Source organism: Rhodococcus sp. ARC_M12 (genome assembly GCF_022810385.1).
GTDB lineage: Bacteria > Actinomycetota > Actinomycetes > Mycobacteriales > Mycobacteriaceae > Rhodococcoides > Rhodococcoides navarretei.
This window is the reverse complement of sequence record NZ_JALGQI010000048.1, coordinates 1-1,440: the sequence shown is the minus strand read 5'-3', so window position 1 is coordinate 1,440 and position 1,440 is coordinate 1. Positions and strand designations below refer to the sequence as shown.

Here is a 1,440-nt window from a genome sequence, read left to right as displayed (position 1 = left end):
ACGGCACCGTCGTCCGGTTCGACGGTGCCAAGGAATTCGCGAACCTCCAGGTCGGATACGACCCCGCGCAGCGGTGGGTGCTCGTGTTCGCGGTCACGATGATGACCGGACTACTGGTGTCCCTGGTGATATTCGGCCCACCGCGACCCCTATGAGAACGAGCACCGTCAGCAATCTCGACCGACACCTCCGACCGCCAAGTGGCTCGAACCAGGTCTCCGTCAGATCCAGGACGGTTCAGCATGCCCGTGGGCGTCGCCCTCAGCCTTGGGTGGGGTCGGCAACGATGCGCAAGTAGGGGCGAGGGGCAGTCCAGCCATCCGGATAGATCTTTTTAGCATCCTCGTCGCTGACCGAGCCGGCAATGATCACGTCGCCACCTCTATTCCACTGGGCGGGGGTGGCCACCTTGTGCGCGGCAGTGAGTTGTAGCGAGTCGATTACACGCAGCACCTCGTCGAAGTTGCGGCCGGTGGTCATCGGGTAAATGAGCACCAACTTGATCGTCTTATCGGGGCCGATGACGAAGACATTGCGCAGCGTCGCCATCTCGGCCGGAGTGTGACTGGTCGGGTCGCCGGCGATTTCGGCGGGTAGCATCCCGTAGGCCTTCGAAATGGTGTAGTCGTTGTCGGAAATCATCGGATAGTTGGGCGCGGTACCTTGTGTTTCGGCGATGTCGTCGGCCCATGCGACGTGGTTGTCGAGTGGGTCGACTGACAACCCGATGATCTTGGTGTTGCGTTGGTCGAATTCGGGTTTGATCGTGGCCATGTAACCGAGTTCGGTCGTGCACACCGGGGTGAAATCGCGGGGGTGGGAGAACAGAACTGCCCAGCTTTCACCGATCCACTCGTGGAAGTTGATCGGACCCTGGGTGGTTTGGGCGTGGAAATCGGGGGCGGTGTCGCCAATGGTGAGTGTCATCAGTGGTTGTCCTTCCGGTGCGGTGGTGCGGTGGTGCCGACGATAGCGGTCGAGTCTTAAGTGAACCTGAGGTCGGCGGCGACGCGGTCTTCCGTATACCCCTACCGGTATAGCCCATCAATGGGCGACTACGACAGGTCACGGGTGGCCCCGACCCCTCGGTGCAACGATGACTGACCCGGCCTCTCCAGCCCATGGGCCGCGACATCCGCACCGAGGCCACCGTCCAGCTTCGGCCACCTCGACCACCCTTACCGCTAGGGGTAAACTGGAGTTTCATCGAACGAAGGACTGAACGACATGACTGGTGACACCGTAAGCATCGCATTGGTATTGAACCGTTTGCGGCGTGCGCAGGGTCAGCTCGCAGGAGTGATCTCGATGATCCGGACCTACTCGACGAAGCTGCCGACGGTGTCGACACCCGTTTCGAGGGTGCCAAACAGATCTTCCGCAGTCTGAAGCGGTCGTTCGTCACGCAGCCAGATCATATCCAGGTCTTTCCGGGTCACG

1 protein-coding gene and 3 pseudogenes are annotated in these 1,440 nt (G+C 61.0%); 3 read left to right on the top strand and 1 reads right to left on the bottom strand.

Annotated elements, in window-relative coordinates:
- A pseudogene (locus tag MTX35_RS25265) lies at positions 1-131 on the top strand (cytochrome c biogenesis protein ResB); the annotation flags it as partial.
- A gap of 130 nt (positions 132-261) precedes the next feature.
- Here the strand turns inward: MTX35_RS25265 and MTX35_RS25260 are convergent.
- Complete coding sequence (locus tag MTX35_RS25260; protein ID WP_008720432.1) at positions 262-927, bottom strand: peroxiredoxin; 666 nt, start codon at positions 925-927, stop codon at positions 262-264.
- Between the two features lie 300 nt (positions 928-1,227).
- Between MTX35_RS25260 and MTX35_RS26340 the strand changes: the two are divergent.
- Together MTX35_RS26340 and MTX35_RS25250 are read left to right on the top strand one after the other, a co-directional pair.
- Positions 1,228-1,362: pseudogene (locus MTX35_RS26340) on the top strand (metal-sensing transcriptional repressor); the annotation flags it as partial.
- Positions 1,302-1,440, top strand: a pseudogene (locus MTX35_RS25250) (MBL fold metallo-hydrolase); the annotation flags it as partial. The pseudogenes MTX35_RS26340 and MTX35_RS25250, both read left to right, overlap by 61 nt.

Coding starts and splice junctions, on each gene's coding strand:
- MTX35_RS25260 (WP_008720432.1), bottom strand. CDS start 927: ATGACACTCACCATTGGCGACACCGCCCCCGATTTCCACGCCCAAACC.